At 64.0% G+C, this 20067-nt stretch carries 18 protein-coding genes; 16 read left to right on the forward strand and 2 right to left on the reverse strand.

What is annotated here, in order from left to right:
* Positions 1-92: 92 nt before the first annotated feature.
* The 11 genes from pyrH (at position 93) to Q0316_RS04320 (ending at position 9855) form a co-directional block, all read left to right on the forward strand.
* Positions 93-824 (forward strand): UMP kinase, encoded by a 732-nt coding sequence (gene pyrH, locus Q0316_RS04270; protein ID WP_298670098.1) that lies wholly within the window; start codon positions 93-95, stop codon positions 822-824.
* On the forward strand, positions 824-1381 hold the full coding sequence (gene frr, locus Q0316_RS04275; protein ID WP_298670102.1) for a ribosome recycling factor: 558 nt from the start codon (positions 824-826) through the stop codon (positions 1379-1381). The genes pyrH and frr overlap by 1 nt, the downstream gene beginning before the upstream one ends.
* A gap of 37 nt (positions 1382-1418) precedes the next feature.
* Positions 1419-2150 carry an isoprenyl transferase gene (locus Q0316_RS04280; RefSeq protein ID WP_298670104.1) on the forward strand — a complete coding sequence of 244 codons (732 nt, stop codon included), beginning with the start codon at positions 1419-1421 and terminating at the stop codon, positions 2148-2150.
* The gene (locus tag Q0316_RS04285) at positions 2147-2938 is read left to right on the forward strand and encodes a phosphatidate cytidylyltransferase (protein WP_298670106.1); all 792 of its coding nucleotides are present in this window, start codon (positions 2147-2149) and stop codon (positions 2936-2938) included. The genes Q0316_RS04280 and Q0316_RS04285 overlap by 4 nt, the downstream gene beginning before the upstream one ends.
* Positions 2935-4092, forward strand: coding sequence for a 1-deoxy-D-xylulose-5-phosphate reductoisomerase (locus Q0316_RS04290; RefSeq protein WP_298670108.1), 1158 nt, complete (start codon positions 2935-2937; stop codon positions 4090-4092). The genes Q0316_RS04285 and Q0316_RS04290 overlap by 4 nt, the downstream gene beginning before the upstream one ends.
* The gene (gene rseP, locus Q0316_RS04295) at positions 4089-5222 is read left to right on the forward strand and encodes an RIP metalloprotease RseP (RefSeq protein ID WP_298670110.1); all 1134 of its coding nucleotides are present in this window, start codon (positions 4089-4091) and stop codon (positions 5220-5222) included. Before Q0316_RS04290 ends, rseP begins: the two co-directional genes overlap by 4 nt.
* 109 nt (positions 5223-5331) lie before the next feature.
* Positions 5332-8019, forward strand: a complete 2688-nt coding sequence (gene bamA / locus Q0316_RS04300; RefSeq protein ID WP_298670192.1) for an outer membrane protein assembly factor BamA — start codon at positions 5332-5334, stop codon at positions 8017-8019.
* Positions 8019-8666 (forward strand): OmpH family outer membrane protein, encoded by a 648-nt coding sequence (locus Q0316_RS04305; protein ID WP_298670112.1) that lies wholly within the window; start codon positions 8019-8021, stop codon positions 8664-8666. The genes bamA and Q0316_RS04305 overlap by 1 nt, the downstream gene beginning before the upstream one ends.
* A complete protein-coding gene (fabZ, locus tag Q0316_RS04310; RefSeq protein ID WP_298670114.1) occupies positions 8663-9145 on the forward strand; it encodes a 3-hydroxyacyl-ACP dehydratase FabZ in 483 nt (160 codons plus the stop codon). The genes Q0316_RS04305 and fabZ overlap by 4 nt, the downstream gene beginning before the upstream one ends.
* A gap of 102 nt (positions 9146-9247) precedes the next feature.
* Entirely contained in the window at positions 9248-9478 is a 231-nt protein-coding gene (gene rpmE, locus Q0316_RS04315) for a 50S ribosomal protein L31 (protein WP_298670116.1), read from the forward strand.
* A gap of 44 nt (positions 9479-9522) precedes the next feature.
* Positions 9523-9855 (forward strand): PilZ domain-containing protein, encoded by a 333-nt coding sequence (locus tag Q0316_RS04320; protein ID WP_298670118.1) that lies wholly within the window; start codon positions 9523-9525, stop codon positions 9853-9855.
* Positions 9856-9976: 121 nt separating this feature from the next.
* Here Q0316_RS04320 and Q0316_RS04325 read toward each other — a convergent pair whose 3' ends face one another.
* A complete protein-coding gene (locus Q0316_RS04325) occupies positions 9977-10441 on the reverse strand; it encodes an Hsp20 family protein (protein WP_298670120.1) in 465 nt (154 codons plus the stop codon).
* 210 nt (positions 10442-10651) lie between these two features.
* Between Q0316_RS04325 and Q0316_RS04330 the strand changes: the two genes are divergently transcribed.
* The 4 genes from Q0316_RS04330 to Q0316_RS04345 all read left to right on the forward strand — a co-directional run bounded on the left by Q0316_RS04330 (position 10652) and on the right by Q0316_RS04345 (position 15929).
* On the forward strand, positions 10652-13081 hold the full coding sequence (locus Q0316_RS04330; protein WP_298670122.1) for a TonB-dependent receptor: 2430 nt from the start codon (positions 10652-10654) through the stop codon (positions 13079-13081).
* A 346-nt stretch (positions 13082-13427) separates the two neighbouring features.
* The gene (locus Q0316_RS04335; RefSeq protein WP_298670124.1) at positions 13428-14678 is read left to right on the forward strand and encodes a lipoprotein-releasing ABC transporter permease subunit; all 1251 of its coding nucleotides are present in this window, start codon (positions 13428-13430) and stop codon (positions 14676-14678) included.
* Positions 14671-15354, forward strand: coding sequence for an ABC transporter ATP-binding protein (locus Q0316_RS04340; protein WP_298670126.1), 684 nt, complete (start codon positions 14671-14673; stop codon positions 15352-15354). Before Q0316_RS04335 ends, Q0316_RS04340 begins: the two co-directional genes overlap by 8 nt.
* 95 nt (positions 15355-15449) lie before the next feature.
* Positions 15450-15929 carry a glutathione peroxidase gene (locus Q0316_RS04345; RefSeq protein ID WP_298670128.1) on the forward strand — a complete coding sequence of 160 codons (480 nt, stop codon included), beginning with the start codon at positions 15450-15452 and terminating at the stop codon, positions 15927-15929.
* A gap of 3 nt (positions 15930-15932) precedes the next feature.
* Here the strand turns inward: Q0316_RS04345 and Q0316_RS04350 are convergent, their stop codons facing one another.
* On the reverse strand, positions 15933-16475 hold the full coding sequence (locus tag Q0316_RS04350; RefSeq protein WP_298670129.1) for an HdeD family acid-resistance protein: 543 nt from the start codon (positions 16473-16475) through the stop codon (positions 15933-15935).
* An 89-nt stretch (positions 16476-16564) separates the two neighbouring features.
* Between Q0316_RS04350 and dnaE the strand changes: the two genes are divergently transcribed.
* A complete protein-coding gene (gene dnaE / locus Q0316_RS04355; protein WP_298670131.1) occupies positions 16565-20062 on the forward strand; it encodes a DNA polymerase III subunit alpha in 3498 nt (1165 codons plus the stop codon).
* The last annotated feature ends 5 nt before the right edge of the window (positions 20063-20067 follow it).

Consider the following 20067-nt stretch of genomic DNA (forward strand, 5'->3'; position numbering starts at 1 on the left):
CCGCACATTCGACGCCTGTGCCATTCGGCGGTTGCGACCGCCCCACGCCCCGCCTAAGGTTCGGCGCCTTGTCTCCAGCAGCTTCGGAACGCATGACCCGCCCACACTATAAACGCATCCTCCTGAAACTTTCGGGCGAAGTCCTGATGGGAGAGGGAGGCAAGACGATAGACCCGGAAGTCACCGCGCGCGTGGCGGAGGAGATCGCGGGCGTTAAGGCTGAGGGATACGAATTGTGCGTCGTGGTCGGCGGCGGCAATATCTTTCGCGGGCTTGCCGCTGCGGCGCAGGGCTTCGAGCGCGGCACCGCGGATTATATGGGAATGCTCGCCACGGTGATGAACGCGCTCGCCGTGCAGAACGCGCTGGAGCAGATCGGCGTCGATACGCGCGTCCAGTCCGCGATCCCGATGCAGTCGGTGTGCGAGCCTTTCATCCGCCGCCGTGCCGAGCGACATCTGGAAAAGGGCCGGGTCGTGATCTTCGCGGCGGGCGTCGGCTCGCCGTTCTTCACCACGGACAGCGGCGCTGCCTTGCGCGCGGCGGAATTGAATTGCGACGCCTTGTTCAAGGGCACCTCGGTCGATGGCGTCTATGATGCCGATCCCAAGAAGGTGAAAACGGCAAAGCGTTATGAAACCGTGAGTTATGACACGGTGCTTTCAAAGAATCTGAAAGTTATGGACGCAAGCGCGGTCGCGCTGTGCCGAGACAGCAATATCCCGATCGTCGTCTTCAACATCCGCGAGCATGGCAATTTCGCCGCCGTGCTGCGCGGTGAGGGCGTGTCGACGGTCGTTCGCAACGAACAGGAGACAAAGTGATGGCGGCCTATGACAAGGCGGATCTGGAACGCCGTATGCACGGCGCGGTGGAATCGCTGAAGGGTGATCTCAGCGGTCTGCGGACTGGCCGCGCCTCCGTTTCGTTGCTCGATCCGGTGACGGTTGAGGTCTATGGCGCCCATATGCCGCTCAATCAGGTGGCGACCGTTTCCGCGCCGGAACCGCGCATGTTGTCGGTGCAGGTGTGGGACAAGTCGAACGTCGGCCCGGTCGAAAAGGCGATCCGCTCGGCGGGGCTTGGCCTCAATCCGATCAACGACGGGCAGACGCTGCGCCTGCCGATCCCCGATCTGACCGAGGAACGCCGCAAGGAACTTGCGAAGCTTGCCGGGCAATATGCTGAAAAGGCGCGCGTTGCCGTGCGCAACGTGCGTCGCGACGGGATGGATGCGCTCAAGACCGACGAGAAGAAGGGCGTGTTCGGCGAGGACGATCGCAAGCGCCACGAAACCGAGGTGCAGAAGCTGACCGACAGCACGATCGCCGATATTGATGCGACGGCGGCGTCGAAGGAAAAGGAAATCCTCGGCAAGTGATCGTGCGTTCCGGCCCGGTTTCAATCAGGTGGTTTCGGTGAGCAGCGCCCCTGCTCTCGCGAGCGGCGGCGCCGTGCTGCCCCGCCATGTCGCGATCATCATGGACGGCAACGGGCGCTGGGCGAAGAAGCGTTTCCTGCCGCGCGTCGCCGGGCACCGCGCGGGCGTGGAGGCCGTGCGCGCGGTCAGCCGCGCCGCGCGCGCGATGGGGATCGAGGCGCTGACGCTTTATGCCTTCTCCAGCGAGAACTGGCGGCGGCCGGAGGAGGAGGTGGGCGACCTCATGGGTCTGCTGCGCCTGTTCATCCGCTCCGATCTGGCGGAGCTGGTGCGCGAGAATGTCCGCCTGCGCGTGATCGGCGATTTCCGGCGCTTTCCGGGCGACGTGGTGAGCCTGATCGACGATGCGATCGGGCGCACCGCGGGGAATACCGGCCCGTTGCTGGTGATCGCGCTCAATTATGGCGGGCAGGCGGAATTGACCGCCGTGGCGCAGCGGCTGGCCGCGCGCGCGGTCGCGGGTGAACTCGATCCAGCGGCGATCGACGTGGGCACGATCGAGGCCGAACTGGAGACGCGCGAGCTTCCCCCGCTCGATCTGCTGATCCGCACTTCGGGCGAGCATCGTCTCTCCAATTTCCTGCTGTGGCAGGCGGCCTATGCCGAATTGCTGTTCGTCGATGCGCTATGGCCTGATTTCGGCGCAACCGAGCTTGAGGCGGCGGTGGCCGATTTCGGGCGGCGCCAGCGGCGGTTCGGGGGCTTGTGACGGCGGGCAACTCCGACCTGCCGAAGCGGGCGCTGGCCGGCGTCGTGATGATCGGTGTCGCGCTTGGCGCGCTGCTGCTTGGAGGCATCGCCTTCTGGTTGCTGGCGGTGATCGGCGCGCTGGTGATGCTGTCGGAATGGGGCGGGCTCCACGGCGCCTCGGCGCGCGAGACGCGGCTGGCGCAATTCGCGCTTTCCGTGCCGCTTGCGACCATGGCGCCGGCATCGCTGACGATCGTGCCGCATGACTTTTTCTCGCTTGGCCTGATCGGCGGCGCGGCGTTTTTCATCATCATCGTCACGCGGCGACCGCAATTGGCGACCGGCGTGATCTATTGCGGCCTCCCGGTGCTCGCGCTGGTGTTCATCCGCCACCAGCGTGAAGGGATCGTCTTCACGCTCTGGGCGCTGGCGCTGGTCTGGGCATGCGACATCGGCGCCTATTTCGCGGGGCGCGCGATCGGCGGGCCGAAGCTCGCGCCCGCGATCAGCCCGAACAAGACCTGGGCTGGCCTGATCGGTGGCGTCGTCGCCGCGAGCGCGTTGGCGATCTTCATGCACTGGCAATATGGCCTGCCCTGGCGGATGACGCTCGCCACGCCGGTGCTGGCGGTGTTGGCGCAGGGCGGCGATCTCTATGAAAGCTGGCTCAAGCGGCGCGCGGGCGTGAAGGATTCGGGCACGCTCATTCCGGGGCACGGCGGGGTAATGGATCGTCTCGACGGGCTGGTGCCGGTGGCGCCGGTCGCCGCCTTCCTCATCGCGCTGCCGCGCTTTTATCCGTCATGAAAAAGGTCACGATCCTTGGCGCGACAGGCTCCGTCGGCACGTCGACGCTGGACCTGATCGAGCGAGCGCCCGAGCAGTTTCACGTCGTGGCGCTGACCGCCAATCGCGACGTGGCGAAGCTTGCCGCCGCAGCGATTCGCACCCGCGCCGAACGCGCCGTCGTCGCCGACGAAGCCTGCCTGCCCGCGCTGCGCGAGGCACTGGCCGGCACGGGGATCGTCGCGGCGGGCGGCGCGGCGGCGGTGTGCGAGGCGGCGTCGCTGGGGGCGGACGTTACGGTCGCGGCGATCGTCGGTTGCGCGGGGCTGAAACCCGTGATGGCCGCGATCCGCGCTGGCGGCACGATCGCGCTCGCCAACAAGGAAGCGCTGGTTTCCGCGGGTGACGTGATGAAGGCGGCGATCGCCGATCATGGCGCGACGCTGCTGCCGGTCGATAGCGAGCATAACGCGATTTTTCAGTGTTTCGACGCGCGGCTGGCGCACCGGGTTCGCCGCATCATCCTGACCGCGAGTGGCGGCCCGTTTCGGGACCGTTCGCTTGCCGAAATGGCCGCGATCACCCCGGCGCAGGCGGTGGCGCACCCCAATTGGTCGATGGGCGCGAAAATCTCGGTCGATTCGGCGACGATGATGAACAAGGGGCTGGAACTGATCGAGGCGTTTCACCTCTTTCCGCTCTGGCATGAGCAGATCGACATCGTGGTACATCGCCAGTCCGTGATCCACTCGATGGTGGAATATGTCGACGGGTCGACACTGGCGCAGCTCGGCACGCCCGATATGCGCACGCCGATCGCCTATGCGCTGGCTTGGCCGGATCGGATGGCGACGCCGGGCGAACCGCTGGATCTGGCGCGGATCGGGCGGCTCGATTTCGAAGCGCCTGATGTCGCGCGATTTCCCGCGCTCGCGCTGGCGCGCCTGGCGCTGGAGGCGGGCGGCGCACGCCCGGCGATCCTCAACGCGGCGAACGAAGTGGCCGTTGCGGCCTTTCTCGATGGCCGTGCCGGGTTCCTCGAAATTGCCGCAATCGTTGACGATACGTTGCAACGCTTCGATCCGCCCGCGCCTGAAACGCTCGACGCGGTGCTTGATATCGACCGCGAGGCGCGGCGATTGGCGGTGGAGCGGGTGAGGGAACGCGTCGCTTGATCCAGACTCCGGGCTTCCTGCTGACGCTGCTGGCATTCGTGCTGGTGATCGGGCCGCTCGTGTTCGTGCACGAGATGGGGCATTATCTCGCGGCGCGCGTCTTCGGTGTGAAATCGGATGCGTTTTCGATCGGCTTCGGTCGGGAAATCGCCGGCTGGACCGATCGGCGTGGCACGCGCTGGAAGATCGGCTGGCTGCCGCTTGGCGGTTATGTCCGCTTCGCGGGAGACATGAGCGTGGTCAGCCAGCCCTCGGTCGAGTGGCTGGCGTTGCCGGCGGAGGAGCGTCAACGCACCTTTCAGGCCAAGCCGGTGTGGCAGCGCGCGATCATCGTCGCCGCCGGGCCGTTCGTGAATTTCCTCGCCGCGATCCTGATCCTCGCCGGATTCGCGATGGCTTATGGCGATAGCGTGACCCCGACGACCGTGGGCGCCACGGTGCCGGGATCGGTCGCGGCGAAGGCGGGGCTGGCGCCCGGCGATCGCATCACCGCGCTGGGCGGTCGTTTCGTCGAAACCTTCGACGACATGGTCCGCTATGTGAAGATCCGCCCCGGTGAGGCGATCCGCGTCGATTTCGTTCGCGATGGCGCGGCGCGTTCCATGGCCGTGACGGTTGGCGAGTTGCATCAGCGTGATCGGTTCGGCAACGATTTTCGTGTCGGGCTGCTCGGCGTGGTGCCGACCACCCCCGTTTTCCGGCAGGTCGGCCCGCTGGAGGCGCCGCTGGTCGCTGTGCGGCAGACGCGCGATATCGTTTCGATGATGGTGGAAACGGTCGGGCAGGTCGTGTCGGGCCGCCGCTCGGTGAAGGAACTGGGTGGTCCGCTGTCGATCGCAAAGGTTTCGGGCGAGCAGATCACGCTGGGGCCGGAGGCGTTTGTTTTCCTGATCGCGCTCGTGTCGATCAATCTAGGGTTCATCAATCTGCTGCCAGTTCCGATGCTGGATGGCGGACACCTGCTTTTCTATGCCATCGAGGCGGTGCGGCGCAGGCCGGTGGAACCGGAGGTGCAGGAATGGGCCTATCGTGGTGGACTGGCGGCGATTCTTGCGCTGATGCTGCTGGTTACGTTCAATGATCTGGGCAATTTGGGCCTGTGGCGCAGCCTCGCCGGCTTGATCGGTTGACCAAGGTGGGGCAGGGCGCGCGGCACGCGGTCGATAAGGGTGTGGATTGGTGACGGCTTTGACTATTACTCTGCGCCCGCAATCGGTGGCGTTGCTCCTCGCCGGGTCGATGCTCGCGGGAGTGCCGATCGCGGCGTCCGCGCAAGCCGCGTCGCCCAAAGCATCGGCGGCCAAGCCGGCGCCCGCGGCAAATGCGCCCGTCGCAGCGCCGACGGTGACGACCGCTCCCGCCGCCACGCCGCCGGTGGTACGCACGATCCGTTCGTTGCGGGTCGATGGCTCGCAGCGCATCGAGCCCGAGACCGTGCTGAGCTATACCAAGCTTCGCATCGGTGAGCCTTATACAAACGAGACGCTCGATCAGGCGATCAAGGATCTCTACGCCAGCGATTTGTTCGCCGACGTTACCGTGGCGGGTGCTGAGACCGGCGATATCGTGCTGCGCGTGCGCGAAAACCCGATCATCAACCGGGTGATCCTTGAAGGCAACAAGCGCCTGAAGGAAGACAAGATCACCAAGGAGATCAAGCTCAAGCCGCGCCAGATATTCACCCGCACTGCCGTGCGGCAAGACGTGGCGCGGATCATCGAGCTTTATCGCCGTCAGGGTCGCTTCGCGGCCAGCGTCGATCCGAAGATGGTCAACCTCGACCAGAACCGCGTCGATGTCGTGTTCGAGATCAGCGAGGGGCCGAAATCCAAGGTCCGCCAGATCAACATCATCGGCAATGAGGTGTTCTCGGACGACAAGCTTCGGTCGCAGATGGTGACCAAGCAGTCGCGTTTCTTCCGCTTCATGTCGTCGAACACATCCTACGATCAGGATCGGATGGCGTATGACCAGCAGAAGCTGCGCCAGTTCTACCTGACCAACGGCTATGCCGATTTCCGCGTCACCAGCGCGGTGGCCGAACTGACGCCGGATAAGCGCGATTTCATCATCACCTATGTCATGGAAGAAGGCCCGCGCTACAAGTTTGGCGACGTGACGGTCGACAGTGATATCCGCGATTTCGACAACAAGCGCATGGCGAGCACGCTCTCGATCAAGAAGGGCGATTGGTATGACGCGAAAAAGGTCGAGGACACGGTCGACAGCCTGAGCCAGACGGCGGGCCTGTTCGGCTATGCCTTCACCGACGTGAACCCCGAATTCCAGCGCGATCGCGACGCGCTGACCATGTCGATCAATTTCCACATCGGCCAGGCGCAGCGCACCTATGTCGAGCGGGTGGAGATCACCGGCAATACGCAGACGCAGGACAAGGTGATCCGGCGCGAGGTTCGCCTTGCGGAGGGCGATGCGTTCAACAGCTTCCAGGTGAAGCGTTCGACGGACCGCATCAACAGCCTGGGCTATTTCCAGGACAAGTTCGAGATCAAGCAGACGCCGGGCTCCGTATCCGATCGCGTGGTGCTTGAGGCGAACGTCGAGGAAAGAGCCACCGGTCAGTTGCAGCTTTCGGCCGGTTATTCGAGCCTTGAACGGTTCATCATCCAGGCGAACATCACCCAATCGAATTTCCGCGGCAAGGCGCAGGAGCTTCGCGCGGGCGTCAATTATTCGGCTTATTCCAAATCGGTGGAGCTTGGCTTCACCGAGCCATATCTGTTCGACAAGAATATCGCGCTGGGCGTGGACCTGTTCCGGCGTGATTATAACGCGTTCAATTATCTCGGCACCAATCGCCAGACGACCTATAGCCAGACATCGACCGGCTTCCAGGTGCGCGCGGGCGTGCCGCTCACCGAATATTGGTCGCTCTCCGGGCGTTATGGCCTGTCCTACGATCAGGTGGGGCTGGATCAGACGACCTTCTATACGAACGGCGTGTGCGATCCGCTGAAGGCGGGGCGCTATCTTTGCGATTCGCTCGGCAACCGGCTCACGTCGTCGGTCGGCTATTCGCTGATCTACAACAGCCTCAACAGCCGCCTGCGCCCGACGGCGGGCACGCGCTTCTCGTTCAGCCAGGATTTTGCCGGGCTGGGCGGTGATGTGCGCTATATCCGCACGCGGGCGGAAGGCGCGAAATATTGGGGTGTCGGCAAGGGCTTCGTCCTGTCGGTGGTCGGCGAGGGCGGCTTCATCAAGTCGCTGGAAAAGAGCCGTGGGCCGGGCATTGATTCGGTGCGCATCACCGATCGCTTCTATCTGGGCGAGCCGCAGTTCCGCGGCTTCGACATTCGTGGCGTCGGCCCGCGCGTGCTGCGGCAATATTATACGACCGATTCCAGCGGCAAACAGGTGCTGGTCACCGACAGGAATCAGGTCGTCGACGATGCGCTGGGCGGCAATGCTTATTATCTCGGGCGGCTTGAGCTAGAGCTTCCGCTCGGTTCCGGCGCGCGCGAACTGGGCTTGCGCCCCTCGATCTATATTCAGGCCGGCAGCCTGTGGAGCATCAAGGAGCCGCTGAAAACCGCGACCTTCCCGGTCGCGCCGGACGGCACCGTGCTGCCGCTGCCGCAGATGGACGCCAATCAACATGCGCTCTACAGCTACACGCTGGCGAGCGGCGCCGTCGCCACCACCACCTGCGCGGCTGGCCTGCCGGGGCCGAGCGGGAAGTTCGGCGATTGCAACGGCATCATCCCGAACAGCGCGCTGATCGCGTCGCAGCCGTTCCTGGAAACCTTTTATGGCGGGTCCGCCAAACCGCGCCTGTCGATCGGTTTCGGCGTGAACTGGACTTCGCCGTTCGGCCCGCTCCGCATTGATGTTGCCAAGGCGCTGGTTACCCAGCCCGGCGACGACAAGAAGCTCGTAACTTTCAACGTAGGGACCCAGTTCTGATGAATAGCACGAAGATCATGTTGATCGCCGCGTCGCTGGTGGCGCCGGGCGCACTTCTCGCGGGCGCGGCCCAGGCACAGGTCGGCGGGGTCGCGGTTGTGGATCCCGATGGCGCGGTAGCGGGCAGCAACGCGTGGAAAACGGCTGCCGGCCAGCTCCAGACCACCTACAAGGCCACGCTGGATCAGGCCGAAGCGCGTCGTCAGGCGATCTCGAACGAGCTTCAGCCGCTGGTGACCAAGCTGCAGAACGACCAGAAGGCGAATGTGGCGCAGGCGCAGCTTCAGACGCAGGTGCAGTCGATCCAGAGCAAGGAGCAGGCGGGGAACGCCGAGCTTCAGCGGATCACCATGCCCTATGCCCGCGCGCGCGCTTATGCGATCGAACAGATTCAGCATCAGTTGAAGGCGGCGATCGACGCAGCCGCGACGCGCAAGAAGGCCAGCATCGTGCTCGCCCCGAACGATGTGGTGCATCTCGATCCGGCGGGCGACCTGACCGCTGACGTGACGACCGAGCTTAATCGCCTTGTTCCGAGCGTGAGCATCGCGCCGCCGGCGAACTGGCAGCCGGGCCAGCAGGGCCAGGCAGCGGCACCCGCCCCGGCGCCGGCGCCCGCCAACACGAAGCAGCCGCAGGGCCGGTGAGCCAGGCGGACGCAACGGGCGGGCCGATCGGCCCGCTCGATATCGGCCGGGTGATGGCGGCACTGCCGCATCGCTACCCGATGCTGCTGGTCGATCGCGTCGAGGAACTTGTCCTCGATCGGTCGATCGCGGCGATCAAGGCGGTGACCTTCAACGAAGGCTTCTTTCAGGGGCATTTCCCCGGTCGCCCGATCATGCCGGGCGTGCTGATCGTCGAGGCGCTGGCGCAGGCCGCCGGTGTTCTCGCGGTGGAAAGCCTCGGCCTCGCGGGATCGGGCAAGCTCGTCTATTTCATGGCGATCGAGAATGCGAAGTTCCGCAAGCCGGTCGAGCCGGGCGTGCTGCTCCGTTTAGAGGTGGAATTCGTACAGAAGCGCAGCAGCGTGTGCAAATTCGCTGGCGTCGCGAAGATCGACGGCGCCGTTGTCGCGGAAGCGAATTTCACCGCGATGATCGCGGACCCGCCGAAAGCGGCCTGAGCCTCGGCGAGCCGTGATTTTGACTTTGCGGCGCGCCTGCGCTAGGCGCGCCGCTTCCTTTTTCGGCTGGTCGGTAACCAGCCAAGCCCAAGGACGGATGACGTGAAGAAAGATATCCACCCCGACTATCACATGATCAAGGTGCAGATGACCGACGGCACCGTGTTCGAAACCCGCTCCACCTGGGGCAAGGAAGGCGACACGATGCAGCTCGACATTGATCCGCTGGCGCATCCGGCATGGACCGGCGGCCGCGGCCAGATGCTCGATAGCGGTGGCCAGGTCGCGCGCTTCAACAAGCGTTTCGGCGGCGGGCTTACGCTGCGCAAGTAACGTCGTTAACGCGGCATTAGGCATGTCGGGCTAACCTGCCCGGCATGTTTGCAGCCGAGTTCGAACCCGCTCCCAATGATATCCGGCGCCGCGGCCCGCGTGCGCCGGTTTCGTTTGATTCCGCCGTTGAACCGGGCGGGATCGCCCGCGCCTTGTGCAAGGTGATAGATCTTTCGATCCATGGCGCGCGGCTCAGCACTTATTCCGCCCTGCGAAAGGGCATGGCGATCTGGCTGACGCTTCCTGAAATCGGGCGCGTCGGCGCGGATGTGATGTGGGCTGACGATTTCGCCGCCGGCTGCCGCTTTCACGCGCCGCTCGATCCGGACACGTTCGAACAATTGCTGCACCGCGACGGCCATTTGGCCGCGCATTGAGCCGGCGGCATGTCGCCCGCCGTTCGCGATCCCTCAATTACGAAATTGGCGCCCGGACCTTTCGGTCCGGACGCCCGACGCCTCGGAAAGGGAGCAAGGAGGCGCCGATCTTCTCTGGCAGTTACGCCGCTTTGGCGCTGCCCCCATCGGATTCGACCGCGGCTAGCGGCGCGCCCGATTTGATCGCGATGGATTTCGGCTTCATCGCCTCGGGCACCTCGCGCACCAGATCGATCACCAGCAACCCGTCGTTCAGCCGCGCATCCTCGACGAACACGAAATCGGCGAGTTCGAACCGCCGTTCGAAGCTGCGATTGGCGATGCCGACGTGCAGGAAATGCGCGCCATCGTGCGTTTCGTTCTTCCGCCCCGCGACGAGCAGCAAATTCTGGTGCGCGGTGATTTCGATCTCGTCGCGGCTGAACCCGGCGACCGCGAGGGTGATGCGGTAACGATCCTCGGCGAGCCGTTCGAGGTTAAAGGGGGGATAATTGTCCGCAGCCGAGCGGGCATTGGTTTCCAGCAGATCGAACAGCCGATCAAAGCCGATCGTCGAGCGGCGATAGGGGGTAAGGTCGAGTCGCATATCAAAGCCTCCAGTATGAGCGAATTGACGACATGAAACGCCCGGTAACCGCGGCGTTCCGCGCGGCCCGATCAGTGGCGCCGCGCAACCCGAAGATGGTATGGGGTATGAAGTTTTCAAGCAGGTGGCCTTAAATCCTACTTTCTTGGTCGGAATTAGGGTGTGGATTAGCATCGGTATCGACAACCAGCTCCGGTTGAGGGGAAAACCATGTCGATCACGTTCGCTTTGCTAGCTGTCGCCGCGCAGGCCGTTCCGGCCACCGATCAGTCGCTTCCCGTCCCCCCGGCGGCGGACGAGCAGCAGGATGAGCCGGGGCGGCTCGGCCCGGCGCAGCAGGGCGGCGGCGATATCGTCGTCACCGCGCGCCGCCGCGCGGAGACGGTGCAGCGCGTGCCGATCGCCATATCGGTGATCGGTGGTACGGCGCTCGCCGATACCGGCGCCTATAACGTCGGGCGGCTGACGCAGCTTCAGCCCTCGCTGCAATTCTATTCGAGCAATCCGCGCAATTCCGCCGCGAACATCCGCGGCCTTGGCGCGCCGTTCGGGCTGACCAACGATGGGATCGAACAGGGCGTCGGCATCTATGTCGATCAGGTTTATTACAGCCGCATCGCCTCCGCGACCTTCGACTTCACCGATACCGAGCGGATCGAAATCCTGCGCGGCCCGCAAGGCACGCTGTACGGCAAGAACACTACCGCCGGCGCGATCAACATCACCACGCGCAAACCGAGCTTCGACACCGAGGCGCGGTTCGAATTGACCGGCGGCAATTACGATTTCCTTCAGGCGAAGGGATCGGTTTCCGGCCCGCTGGTCGGCGATGTGGTCGCGGCGCGCTTTTCGGCTTCGTTCACCACGCGACGCGGCACGATCTGGAACAGCGCGCAGAACCAGTGGCAGAACAGTCAGGATAATCTCAGCCTGCGCGGGCAGATGCTATTTCAGGCAGCGCCAAGCCTCGATATCACGCTCTACGCCGATTATAACCGGCAGGCGCCGAATTGCTGCGTGCAATATTATGCGCGCGTCGCGCCGACACAGCGCCCGCTCAACCGACAATATGCGGCGCTGGCGGCGGCGGCAGGCTATACCGTGCCGTCGACCGACGCGTTCGATCGGGTGACCGATGCCGATACGCCGCTACGTGCCGAACAGAAGCTGGGCGGCGCCTCCGCCGTGGCGAATTGGGATCTGGGGCCGGCGACGCTAACCTCGGTCACGGCGTGGCGCTTCTGGAACTGGAATCCGTCGAACGATCGCGATTTCACCGGCCTGCCGATCACCACGGTTTCGGCCAATCCCTCGCAGCAGGATCAGTATAGCCAGGAATTGCGGCTCGGTTCGAACGGCAGGCACGCGGTAGATTACACGGTCGGCCTGTTCTATTTCCACCAGAAGATCGACACGCAGGGCCTGCAGGTGCAGGGGCCGGCGGCGAGCGCCTGGCTGCTCAACCCCACCGGCGCGGGTGCGAAAAATCCGGCGACGCTGAACGGCCTGACCGCGCGCAACACGATCCGGTTCACGAACACGTCGGCGGCGTTGTTCGGCAAGTTGACATGGCATGTGTCGGATCGCTTCCATCTCTCGCCCGGCGTGCGGCTGAATTATGATCGGAAGGAAGGTTCCTATATCTCCGTCGTCACGAACGGGCAGGGGAGCCCGAACCTGACCGTCGACCAGCTAAGCGTGCTTGCCCCGCAGAGTTACGCGCCGAAATTCGATAACTGGAATCTCTCCGGCGATATCACCGCGGCTTATGATTTCACGACCGATATCCACGGCTATGCGACCTATGCGCGCAACTATAAATCGGGCGGGATCAACCTGTCCGGCCTGCCGCTGGACAAGGATAACAATCCGATCCTTTCCACCGAGACGGTGAAGCCGGAAAAGGTCAATCACTTCGAACTTGGGCTGAAGACGCAATTGTTCGATCGCCGCGCGACGATCAACCTTGCCGGTTTCTGGACCGACATCACCGATTATCAGGCGACGGTGAATAATTATCAGCTTGCCGTGCTGCGCGGTTATCTCGCCAATGCCGGGAAAGTGCGGACGCGCGGGATCGAGCTGGACTCGGCCTTCCGCCCCACCGCCGGGCTGAACATCTATGCCAATGCGGCTTTCACCGACGCGAAATACGTCAGGTTCACCAATGCGCCGTGCGCGCCCGAATTGTCCGGCGGCACCGCGCTGCCGATCGTGAACGGTCAGATCGTCGGTACACCGGCGGCGCCCGGAACGCCGGGCAGCAGCAGGCCCTATTGCGACATTTCCGGCCAGCGACTGCCCGGCGTATCGAAATGGGCGTTCAGTTATGGCGTGGAATATAACCTGCCGGTTGGCGATGGGCAGGTCTATTTCGGTTATGATGGCAGCTATCGCTCTGATTTTTCGTCCAATCCGTCGCCGTCGCCCTATACCGACATCAACGGTTATTCGCTGTCGAACTTTCGCCTCGGCTATCGCAAGGGCGACAGGCTCAACCTGTTCGCCTGGGTGCGCAATGCGTTCGATCAGAATTATTACGAACTGCTCGCCACCCAATCGGGCAGCACGGGCCTGATCGTGGGGCAGCCGGGCGATCCGCGCACTATCGGCCTTACCCTGTCGCTGGGGGTGAAATGAGAGCGCATCGCCTGCGGTTCGGGCGGTGCGCTGAAGGGAACTGAGCGCGCTGCCCGCCACAACGGCAAACGCCCGGATCGGTATTCCGACCCGGGCGCCTGCGTGACGATCGCTCGTCAGCCCCCTCATCCAGTCGCTGCCGACATGCTTCGATAACGAAGCGAGGCTGCGACATTCCCCGAACCACGGCCGTATTCGCCTGTGTGCCAGTGCCCGTACTGCTACCGGCTAAGCACAAGGGGTGTCGATGAAAATGAACCTCAGTTAAACAGATTGTCCATCCCCTGTTGTGATTCCGCCACAGCCCCCGTTGCAAGCCATGCGATGGGCGGATAGATGACCGGCCATGATGCTGTCGCGTTACGAACGGATGATCGCGCGGCGCTATCTCCTCCCCGGCAAGGGCGAGCGGTTCATCGTTCTCGTCGCGGGCTTCAGCCTTGGCGCGGTGATGCTGGGCGTGGCCGCACTGGTCATCGTGATGAGCGTGATGAACGGTTTCCGCGCCGAATTGTTCGACAAGATCGTCGGGCTGAACGGCCACGCAGTCGTGCAAAGCGTCGACGGGCGCCTCGCCGATTGGCAGCAGGTGGCGCGTTGGGCGAAGGAGACGCCGGGGGTCACCAGTGCGGTGCCGCTGATCGAGCAGCCGCTGATGTCGTCATATAATGGCCGGGTCGAAGGGGTGCTGGTGCGCGGGATGCGCGTATCCGATATCCGTTCCAATGCCACGATCGGGCAGAAGGTCGTCGCGGGGTCGCTCGCCGAGCTGAAGCCGGGCAGCAACCGGGTGGCGATCGGCGCCCGGCTGGCGGAGGCGCTGGGCGCCACGGTCGGCTCCGAGATCACCCTCATCAATCCCGCCGGCCAGTCGACACCTTTCGGCACGGTGCCGCGCTATGTGAATTATACCGTGGCCGCGATCTTCGAGATCGGCGTGTACGATTATGACAAGGCCTATGTGATAATGCCGATGGAGGATGCGCAGACGCTCCTCCTGATGGGCGACAATGTCGGCATGATCGAATTGCAGACCGACAATCCCGACAAGGTGGGCCAGATTCTCGCTCCGCTGGCGAAGAAGATCGGCCATCTGGCGGTGATTTCGGACTGGCGACAGATGAATGCGCAATTGTTCGACGCGCTGGCGGTAGAGCGGGTCGCGATGTTCACGGTGCTGTGCATCATCATCCTTGTCGCGGCATTCAATATCGCCAGTTCGCTCATCATGCTGGTGCGTGCCAAGACGCGCGACATTGCGATCATGCGCACGATGGGCGCGACGCGGGGCGCGATGATGCGCATTTTCATGACGGTGGGCGTGACGATCGGCGCGCTGGGCATCGTTGCCGGCCTGGTGCTCGGCGCGATCTTCCTGTTCTACCGGCAGGCGGTGGTGAATTTCGTGCAAATGGTTACCGGGCAGAATTTGTGGGATCCCTCGATCCGCTATCTCACCGAACTGCCGTCGAAGCCCGATCCGGTAGAGATCGTCGCGATCGTGCTGATTACGGCGCTGATGACGCTGCTGGCGACGCTCTATCCGGCGTATAAGGCGGCGAGCACGGATCCGGTCCAGGTGCTTCGCTATGAGTGAGGCGGGGGGAGCGATCCTCGAAACGCATGGCCTTGCCCGCAGTTTCACGCAAGGCGACCAGACCATCCATGTGCTGCGCGGCGTGAACCTGAGTGTGGCGCCCGGCGAGATCGTCGCGCTGCTCGGCCCTTCCGGCTCGGGCAAATCGACCTTGCTGCAGGCGGTTGGTTTGCTCGAAGGCGGTTTCGAGGGCTCGATCCGCATCGCCGGAGAGGAAGCGGCAAGGCTTGATCCGCATGGGCGCACCGTCGTGCGGCGCGATCACCTCGGCTTCGTCTATCAGTTTCACCATTTGCTGCCCGATTTCGATGCGCGCGAAAATGTCGTGTTGCCGCAATTGATCCATGGCGCGACGCAGGCGGCGGCGGAGGCGCGCGCCAATGCGCTGCTCACCGCGCTTGGCCTCGGGCACCGCCTTACGCACCGGCCAAGCCAGCTTTCGGGCGGCGAGCAACAGCGGGTCGCCGTCGCCCGCGCGCTCGCCAATCGCCCGGCGCTGGTGCTGGCCGATGAACCGACCGGCAATCTCGACGAGCATACCGCTGATGTCGTGCTGGTCGAGTTCCTGCGGCTGGTCCGCGAGGAAGGCTCGGCCGCGCTGGTCGCCACGCACAATGAACGGCTGGCGGCGAAGATGGATCGCGTCGTCCGCCTGCATGACGGGCTGTTGCGGTGAATCCTGGGCGCGATCGCGCTTGCGAATGGCCCGGCGCGCGTGTCAATCTGAAGCACCTGCTGGCGCGCCATCAGGCTTGAGCAAAGGAGCGGGCGATGGGGGCGATCACCGATTTCGAGGTCAAGGCCGCGGATGGGGGTGTCGCCCCGCTCGATACCTGGCGCGGCAAGGTTCTCCTGATCGTCAACACGGCATCGAAATGCGGGTTCACCCCGCAATATGAGGGGCTGGAGGCGCTGCACCGCAAATTCGGCGAGCGCGGGTTCGAAGTACTGGCGTTCCCCTGCAACCAGTTCGGTGGGCAGGAACCGGGGGACGCCGCGGAGATCGCGAGTTTCTGCTCGCTCACCTATGACGTCACTTTCCCGGTTTTCGCGAAGATCGACGTGAACGGCCCGAACGCCGATCCGCTGTTCGAGCGGTTGAAAGGCGATGCGCCGGGTCTGCTCGGGTCAAAGGCGATCAAGTGGAATTTCACCAAGTTCCTGATCGACCGCGATGGCCGGGTGGTGGCGCGCTACGCGCCAACCACGAAGCCGGACGACATCGCCGCCGATATCGAAAGGCTGCTGTAGCCTTTAGAGATCAATCCGCACCCTCTCGCCACGATGCTCGATCGCGAACATCGTCCAGGTCGCGCCCGAGAACAGAAAGCTTATGCCGAGCACGATCCCCGGCAGCGTCAATGCGGATAGCGGGATGGTGTAGATGATATAACCGGCGAGCAGCAGGTTCACCACGCCAAGCGCGATCATCAATCCGCGCCGGTGGGTGAAGCGAACGCCCCAGATAAGTTCCAGCACCCCGCGCGCGATCAGCCAGATCACGAGGATCAGCGTAAGCGAAAGAGCGCCGGTCGCCGGCTCGAACACCATGATCGCGCCGGCGATCAGCGAAATCGCGCCGAACAGGATCACATAACCACGACCGTGGTGCCCCTGACCGAACACGCCGGCGAGCAGCGAGAATATGCCCGCCGCGATCAGATAGGCGCCGGCCACGAGCGTCGCGGCGAACGTCGCCGGAACCGGCATGAAGATCGCCAGCGCGCCAAGGATCAGGCTTGCGATGCCATAGGCGAGAATCCAGCCCCAGCCGATCCCGCGTGCCGAACCCGCCATGCTCGTCTCCTCGCTTCAAGAGCGTAACGAGTTGCGGGAGTCCCGGTTCCGCACTGGTCGAATCATGTGGCAGCGATTAGGTTTGACGGATGCCGCATTCAGGTTTCGTGCCGCTCCGTATCTTCTCCTCATACACGATGCTGGATGGGGCAATCGAGCCGAAGGTGATCGCCAAGCGCGCCGCCGCGCTCGGTTTTCCGGCGGCGGCGCTTACCGATCGCAACGGGCTGTATGCGGCCATGTCCTATTCCGATGCCGCGTGCGATGCGGGTATCCAGCCGGTGATCGGGGTGATGCTGGGGATTGCCCGGCCCGATCTGCCAGATGGCGTGGCGCCAATCGTCGACTGGCTGGCGCTTTATGCGCAGAATATGGCCGGTTATGACAATTTGTGTGCGCTGGTCAGCGCCGCGCATCTCGATCGCCCGATCGAGCAGGCGCCGCATGTCGATTTCGCCGTGCTCGAAAGGCACGCCGAAGGGCTGATCGCCCTGACGGCTGCGGGGGAGGGCGCGCTCGCCCGCCTATATGCCGAGGATCAGCCCGATCGCGCCAATGCCTATGCCGCGCGATTGCAGACGATCTTCCCCGATCGTCTGTATATCGAGCTTGTCCGGCGGCTGGACGAGGTGGAAGGCCGCGCGGAGCCGCATCTGCTGGATCTCGCTTATTCACAGAACCTGCCGCTCGTCGCGACCAATCCGTGCTGCTTTGCCGAGCAGGACTTCGTTGAGGCGCATGATGCGATGCTATGCATCGCCAATTCGACCTATGTGGAAAGCGTCGATCGTCCGCGAAGCTCGCCCGATGCGTGGATGAAGCCGGCGAACGACATGCGCGCGCTGTTCGCCGATCTGCCCGAAGCGATCGCCAACACGCTCGTGGTCGCGCAGCGTTGCGCCGTCGCCGCGCCGAAACGCAAGCCGATCCTGCCCAGCCTCGCGGGGGATCGTGATGGCGAGGCGGCGATGCTGCGCAGCGACGCCGCCGCCGGGCTGGAGGCGCGGCTCGATCGGATCGCGCAAATCAGGGCGCCCGCCGGCGACGAATGGCGCGATGTCTACCGCAAGCGGCTCCAGTTCGAGCTGGATGTCATCATTCAGATGGGCTTTCCCGGCTATTTCCTGATCGTTGCCGATTTCATCAAATGGGCCAAGGAACGCGATATTCCGGTGGGGCCGGGGCGCGGTTCGGGCGCGGGATCGGTCGTCGCCTGGGCGCTTACGATCACCGATCTCGATCCGATCCGCCTTGGCCTGCTGTTCGAGCGTTTCCTCAATCCCGAACGCGTCTCGATGCCGGATTTCGATATCGACTTCTGCGAAACGCGGCGCGGCGAGGTGATCCGCTACGTGCAGGAGAAATACGGTCGCGATCAGGTGGCGCAGATCATCACCTTCGGTAAGCTGAAGGCGCGTGCGGTGCTGAAGGACACCGGGCGCGTGCTCCAGATGAGCTATGGCCAGGTCGATCGCCTCGCCAAGCTCGTCCCCAATCATCCGACCGATCCGTGGACGCTCGAACGCGCGCTCAACGGCGTTTCCGATCTCGCGCGCGAATATGCCAACGAGAATGATGTTCGCCGGCTGCTCGATCTGGCGATGAAGCTGGAGGGGTTGCCGCGCCACTCCTCCACCCACGCCGCCGGCGTGGTGATCGGAGATCGGCCGCTGGCGCAACTCGTGCCGCTCTATCGCGATCCGCGCTCGGACATGCCGGTCACCCAGTTCGACATGAAATATGTAGAAGGGGCGGGGCTGGTTAAGTTCGACTTCCTCGGCCTCAAGACGCTGTCGGTGCTCAAGAAAGCGGTCGAGATGCTGGCGAAGCGCGGCATTTCCGTCGATCTCGATGCGCTTGGCTGGGACGATGTGGAAACCTACGAACTGCTCCAGGCCGGCAACACGGTGGGCGTGTTCCAGGTGGAATCCGAAGGGATGCGGCGCACGCTTTCCGCCGTGAAGCCGACGGTGTTCGAGGATATCATCGCGCTGGGCGCGCTTTATCGCCCCGGCCCGATGGACAATATCCCGATGTTCGGTCGCCGCAAGAACGGGCAGGAGGAGATCGAATATCCGCATCCGCTGCTTGAGGATATCCTCAAGGAAACATACGGAATTTTCGTCTATCAGGAACAGGTGATGCAGGCCGCGCAGGTGCTGGCGGGCTATACGCTCGGCGGCGCGGACCTGCTCAGGCGCGCGATGGGCAAGAAGATCAAGGCGGAAATGGACGCGCAGCGCGCGATCTTTGTCGAAGGCTGCGCCACGGCCAACAAGATCGCGGCGGCCAAGGCGAACGAACTGTTTGATTTGATCGACAAGTTCGCCGGCTATGGCTTCAACAAGAGCCACGCGGCGGCCTATGCGTTGCTCACCTATCAGACGGCATGGTTGAAGGCGCATTATCCGCACGAATTTTTTGCAGCATCAATGTGTTACGATATCCACCTGACCGACAAGCTCGCGGTGTTCGTCGATGATATGCGGCGGATGGGCATCGAATGCCTTCCGCCCGATATCAACGCCAGCGAAGCCGAGTTCGAGGTGGAGGTGGACGATCATGGCGCGCCCGCCGTCCGCTTCGCGCTTGCCGCGCTCAAATCGGTTGGCGAAGGGGCGATGGAGAAGCTGGTCGCCGAGCGCGAGGAGCGGGGTCGGTTCATCAGCCTCGACGATCTCGCGCACCGCGTCGACCCGCGGCTGCTCAACAAGCGTCAGTTGGAAACGCTGGCGGCGGGCGGCGCGTTTGACGCGCTGGAGCCGAACCGTGCCGGCGTGTTCGCGATGGCCGAAACGATCCTCGCCGTCGCGGCGCGGACGCATGATGCGCGGATCACCGGGCAGGGCGGCCTGTTCGGTGAATCGAGCCATGCGGGGGACACGATCAAACTGCCCCGATCCGTGCACTGGACGATGGCGCAGAAGATGGAGCAGGAGAGAGAGGCGTTCGGCTTTTACTTCTCCGCCCATCCGGTCGATCGCCACGCCCATCTCGCCAAAATGCACGGCGCGCGGCAGTTCGCGGCGCTGGGCGAGCTTTCGATCCCGGATGACGGCACGCGCGCCGGCGCGGCCATGGCGGTGCTGGTGGAGGATGCGCGCTGGCGCACGTCGGCTCGTGGGCGGCGCTATATGATGGCGACGCTCTCGGATCAGAGCGGGCAATTCATCGCGACCTGTTTCGACGATCAGGTTGCCGCCGATCTTGAGGAAGCCGCGAAGGCGGGGGCCTGTGGTCTCGCGACAGTGGAGCTTGATCGCCGACCGGGAGAGGATCAGCCACGCGTCTCGATCAAGCGGCTCCAGCCATTCGAATCGCTCGCCTCGATGGCGCGGTTCGTGGCGGAGATCACGATCGACAGCGCGGATGCGATCGCCCCGCTTGCCGATCTTCTCGCCGGGCAACGCGGCGCGCGTGGTGAAGTGCGGCTGAAAATTCGCCTGCGGAGCGGCGGCGAGGTGACGCTGTTGCTTGGCCGCGATTTTCTGCTCGATGCCGAGATGATCGAACGCGCCAATGTGCTGCCCGGCGTGCTGAGCGCAACGCTGGGACGGGCCGAGGCGATGCTCACCCTGGCGGGATAACGGCT

This window comes from uncultured Sphingomonas sp. (assembly GCF_937871615.1).
Lineage (GTDB): Bacteria > Pseudomonadota > Alphaproteobacteria > Sphingomonadales > Sphingomonadaceae > Sphingomonas.

Bases quoted from the DNA above. Each gene is read 5' to 3' on its own strand.
- pyrH (WP_298670098.1), top strand. From the start codon at position 93: ATGACCCGCCCACACTATAAACGCATCCTCCTGAAACTTTCGGGCGAA.
- frr (WP_298670102.1), top strand. From the start codon at position 824: ATGGCGGCCTATGACAAGGCGGATCTGGAACGCCGTATGCACGGCGCG.
- Q0316_RS04290 (WP_298670108.1), top strand. From the start codon at position 2,935: ATGAAAAAGGTCACGATCCTTGGCGCGACAGGCTCCGTCGGCACGTCG.
- bamA (WP_298670192.1), top strand. From the start codon at position 5,332: ATGCTCGCGGGAGTGCCGATCGCGGCGTCCGCGCAAGCCGCGTCGCCC.
- Q0316_RS04305 (WP_298670112.1), top strand. From the start codon at position 8,019: ATGAATAGCACGAAGATCATGTTGATCGCCGCGTCGCTGGTGGCGCCG.
- Q0316_RS04320 (WP_298670118.1), top strand. From the start codon at position 9,523: ATGTTTGCAGCCGAGTTCGAACCCGCTCCCAATGATATCCGGCGCCGC.
- Q0316_RS04325 (WP_298670120.1), bottom strand. From the start codon at position 10,441: ATGCGACTCGACCTTACCCCCTATCGCCGCTCGACGATCGGCTTTGAT.
- Q0316_RS04330 (WP_298670122.1), top strand. From the start codon at position 10,652: ATGTCGATCACGTTCGCTTTGCTAGCTGTCGCCGCGCAGGCCGTTCCG.
- Q0316_RS04335 (WP_298670124.1), top strand. From the start codon at position 13,428: ATGATGCTGTCGCGTTACGAACGGATGATCGCGCGGCGCTATCTCCTC.
- Q0316_RS04340 (WP_298670126.1), top strand. From the start codon at position 14,671: ATGAGTGAGGCGGGGGGAGCGATCCTCGAAACGCATGGCCTTGCCCGC.
- Q0316_RS04345 (WP_298670128.1), top strand. From the start codon at position 15,450: ATGGGGGCGATCACCGATTTCGAGGTCAAGGCCGCGGATGGGGGTGTC.
- Q0316_RS04350 (WP_298670129.1), bottom strand. From the start codon at position 16,475: ATGGCGGGTTCGGCACGCGGGATCGGCTGGGGCTGGATTCTCGCCTAT.
- dnaE (WP_298670131.1), top strand. From the start codon at position 16,565: ATGCCGCATTCAGGTTTCGTGCCGCTCCGTATCTTCTCCTCATACACG.